The sequence below is a fragment of the Massilia niastensis DSM 21313 genome (genome assembly GCF_000382345.1).
In the GTDB taxonomy this organism is placed as follows: domain Bacteria; phylum Pseudomonadota; class Gammaproteobacteria; order Burkholderiales; family Burkholderiaceae_D; genus Telluria; species Telluria niastensis.
In genome coordinates, this window is the sequence record NZ_KB908192.1 from 1 (window position 1) to 3907 (window position 3907).

Consider the following 3907-nt stretch of genomic DNA (forward strand, 5'->3'; position numbering starts at 1 on the left):
ATCCGGCCGACACCCGCATGGTGCTGGGCCTGGGACTGTCGGCGGCGCTCAACAGGCCGATCGAAGACACGAAGTTCGGCGTGTTCCGCATGTAATCGTGCTCGCAATAGAACCCAAGGAGAGTCAAGTGTTCCAGAAAATCCTGATCGCCAACCGCGGTGAAATCGCCTGTCGGGTCGCCGCCACCGCGCGCCGCCTCGGCATCAAGACGGTCGCCGTGTATTCCGATGCGGATGCCGGCGCCAAGCACGTGGCGGTCTGCGACGAGGCGCTGGCCATCGGTCCCGCGCCGTCGAAGGAAAGCTACCTGCGCTACGAGAAGATCATCCAGGCGGCCCTCGCGACCGGCGCCCAGGCCATCCATCCGGGCTACGGCTTCCTGTCGGAGAACGAGGAGTTCGCCGACAGCTGCGCCAGGGCCGGACTGGTCTTCATCGGCCCTCCCGCCTCGGCCATCCGCGCCATGGGATCGAAGTCGGCCGCGAAGGCGCTGATGGAATCGGCCGACGTGCCCCTGGTGCCCGGCTATCACGGCGAGAACCAGGATGCGGACTTCCTGCGCGGCCAGGCCGACGCGATCGGCTACCCGGTGCTGCTGAAGGCCAGCGCTGGCGGCGGCGGCAAGGGCATGCGCATCGTCGAGCGCAGCGAGGACTTCGAGGCCGCGCTGAAGTCCTGCAAGCGCGAGGCGATCAACAGCTTCGGCGACGACCGCGTGCTGGTGGAAAAATACCTGATCCGGCCGCGCCATATCGAGATCCAGGTGTTCGCCGACACCCACGGCAATTGCGTCTACCTGTACGAACGCGACTGCTCGGTGCAGCGCCGGCACCAGAAGGTGCTGGAAGAGGCGCCTGCGCCCGGCATGTCCGAAACCCGGCGCCGCTCGATGGGACAGGCCGCGGTGGCGGCCGCCAGGGCGGTCGGCTATGTCGGCGCCGGCACCGTCGAGTTCATCGCCAACCAGGACGGCAGCTTCTACTTCATGGAGATGAATACCCGCCTGCAGGTGGAGCACCCGGTCACCGAGATGATCACCGGTACCGACCTGGTGGAATGGCAGTTGCGGGTCGCCGCCGGCGAGCCGCTGCCGCTGCGCCAGGATGAGCTGAGCATCCATGGCCATGCGCTGGAAGCGCGCATCTATGCGGAGAATCCGGAAAAAGGCTTCCTGCCCTCGATCGGCACCGTGCGCCGCCTGCGCACGCCCGCCGCAGCCCACTTCGAACCGGGCGCGGGCGCCGGCGCCGCGGATCCCGCCGCGGTGCGCATCGACTCGGGCGTGCGCGAAGGCGACGCCATCTCCCCGTTCTACGATCCGATGATCGCGAAGCTGATCGTCTGGGGACGCGACCGGGACGAAGCGCTGGCCCGCATGTCGCAGGCACTGGCGGAATACCAGCTGGTCGGGCTGGCGACCAATGTCGCCTTCCTCAAGCGGCTGGTGGAAAGCGCCCCCTACTCCCGGGCCGACCTCGACACCGGCCTGATCGAACGCCACCGCGACGCCCTCTTCCCGCCGGCCCAGGCCACCGCCCTGCCGGCGCTGGCCCTGGCCGCCGCTGCGCTGCTGGACGGCGAAGGCCATCCGGGTGGTGGCGATCCCTGGGCAGGCACGGGCGGCTGGCGGATGAACGGCACGCTGGTCCGCCGCCTCGCATTCAGCGACGAAGCGGGTTCCCAGGTCGTGGAGCTCGGGTATCAGCGGCAGGGATGGAGCCTGCAGGCGGGCGGACAGCGCGCCTCGGTCGCGCTGGTCGGACGCGAGGACACGCAATTCACGCTCAGGCTGGACGACGCGGTCGTGCGCGGCAATGTCGTGCGCGAAGGCGAGACGGTCCACGTCTTCACCGGCGGACGGCATGTCACGCTGCACCATGGCGATCCGCTGGCCCATGCCGGCGAGCTCGAGGCCGAAGGCGGACGTCTCACCGCGCCGATGCCGGGCAAGATCGTTGCGCTGTTGACGGAGAAAGGCGCGGTCGTCGAGAAAGGCGCGCCTTTGCTGATCATGGAAGCGATGAAGATGGAACACACGATCGCCGCGCCGGCGGGCGGCACCGTCGAGGAACTCCTGTACGCCGTGGGCGACCAGGTGTCCGAAGGCGTGCAGCTGCTGGCCTTCAAGGCCGCCTGAAAGGAATGTCATGAGCTTGCCGACACATGTGAAACTGGTCGAAGTCGGTCCGCGCGACGGACTGCAGAACGAGAAGGAAACGGTCGCGATCGAGGCCAAGGTCGAACTGGTCGAGCGCCTCGCCGCGGCGGGCCTGCCGAATGTCGAAGCCGCGTCCTTCGTCTCGCCGAAGTGGGTGCCGCAAATGGCGACGTCCAGCGAGGTGATGGAAAAGATCCGGCGCCGTCCCGGCGTCCTCTACTCCGCACTCGCGCCCAACATGAAAGGGTTCGAGGCGGCGCTGGCGGCACGGGCTGACGAAGTCGTGATCTTCGGCTCGGCGTCCGAGGTCTTCTCGCAGCGGAATATCAACTGCTCGATCGCCGACTCGATCGAGCGCTTCCGCGATGTGGCCCGGGCCGCCAGGGAACACGGGGTCCGGCTGAGGGGCAGCATCAGCTGCTCCTTCGGCTGTCCCTACCAGGGCGAGGTGCTGCCCGGCGACGTGGCCGACGTGGTGCGCCGCATGCGCGATCTCGGCTGCGACGAGATCGACATCGCCGACACCATCGGCGTCGGCACCCCGGGCAAGATCCGCGCCGTCTACGAGACGGTGGCCAGGGACTACCCGCTTGGCCAGCTGTCCGGCCATTTCCACGACACCCATGGCCAGGCCCTGGTCAATATCTACGCAGCGCTGGAGGCCGGCGTGTCGATCTTCCATTCCTCGGTGGCGGGGCTGGGCGGCTGCCCCTACGCCAAAGGTGCGACGGGCAATGTGGCGACCGAGGACGTCGTGTACCTGCTCGAAGGGCTCGGCATCCATACCGGTGTCGACCTGGACCAGGTCGTCGATGCCGGCCAGTTCATCTCGCAGCAACTGGGGCGCAGGGCGGCCAGCCGTGCCGGCAATGCGATCGCGGCCAGGCGCCAGGCGCTCGCACCGAAGGAGCGCTGATGCGGGTTCTCTACCACTGTGTCGCCGCCCGCTCGTTCCGGCCCTTGTGGGCGCTCGAGGAACTCCGGGTGGACTATCGGCTGAAGATGCTGGCCTTCCCGCCCCGTGTGACGGACAGGGACTTCCTGAGCATTAATCCACTTGGCACGGTGCCGGCGTTCATCGACGGCGATGTGCGGATGACCGAGTCCGCGGCGATCTGCCACTACCTCGGAACGGCGTACGGCCCTTCTCCGCTGGTCGTCGATCCGGACGAACCCGATTTCGGGGCATTCCTGAACTGGCTGCATTTCGGCGAAGCGACACTGACCTTCCCCCAGACCATCGTCCTGCGCTACGAGCGCTTCGAGACCGCGGAGCGCCGTCTTCCGCAGGCGGCGGCGGACTACCGCCGCTGGTTCCTCGGCAGGCTGAAGACGCTGGGGCCCATCCTGGAACGGCAGAGCACCATGTGTGCAGGCCGTTTCACGATGGCGGACATCTCGATCGGCTACGCGCTGCTGCTCGCCGATTACCTCGGACTTGAACCGGAATTTCCGGAACCGGTGCGCCTTTACTGGGCGCGATTGAAAGAGCGCGACGGCTTCCGGCGTGCGTGCGTGGCCGAGTTGGCCGCAGCACGCGAACAGGGAGTCAGCACGGTGCCGTCGCCCTTGTTGTCGACGTCGGCATGACCGCAACGAACCTCGAACATGAAGGAGACCAGCAATGAAGGTACTAGTCCCAGTCAAACGCGTCATCGACTACAACGTCAAGGTCCGCGTCAAACTTGATGGCAGCGGCGTGGAGTTCGCCAATGTCAAGATGTCGATGAACCCGTTCGACGAGATCGC

General features: G+C 67.1%; 3 protein-coding genes and 1 pseudogene. All 4 read left to right on the forward strand.

Annotated features, from left to right (window positions below; all coding sequences use genetic code 11):
• Nucleotides 1–127: 127 nt before the first annotated feature.
• A complete protein-coding gene (locus H162_RS0129435) occupies nucleotides 128–2137 on the forward strand; it encodes an acetyl-CoA carboxylase biotin carboxylase subunit (RefSeq protein ID WP_020657056.1) in 2010 nt (669 codons plus the stop codon).
• 10 nt (nucleotides 2138–2147) lie between these two features.
• The gene (locus H162_RS0129440) at nucleotides 2148–3074 is read left to right on the forward strand and encodes a hydroxymethylglutaryl-CoA lyase (protein ID WP_026355262.1); all 927 of its coding nucleotides are present in this window, start codon (nucleotides 2148–2150) and stop codon (nucleotides 3072–3074) included.
• Nucleotides 3074–3748 carry a glutathione S-transferase family protein gene (locus tag H162_RS0129445; RefSeq protein ID WP_020657058.1) on the forward strand — a complete coding sequence of 225 codons (675 nt, stop codon included), beginning with the start codon at nucleotides 3074–3076 and terminating at the stop codon, nucleotides 3746–3748. The genes H162_RS0129440 and H162_RS0129445 overlap by 1 nt, the downstream gene beginning before the upstream one ends.
• A 34-nt stretch (nucleotides 3749–3782) precedes the next feature.
• Nucleotides 3783–3907 (forward strand): annotated as a pseudogene (locus H162_RS34620) (electron transfer flavoprotein subunit beta/FixA family protein); the annotation flags it as partial.

Excerpts from the sequence above, each read along its gene's own strand:
- H162_RS0129440 (WP_026355262.1), top strand. The coding sequence starts at position 2,148 with ATGAGCTTGCCGACACATGTGAAACTGGTCGAAGTCGGTCCGCGCGAC.
- H162_RS0129445 (WP_020657058.1), top strand. The coding sequence starts at position 3,074 with ATGCGGGTTCTCTACCACTGTGTCGCCGCCCGCTCGTTCCGGCCCTTG.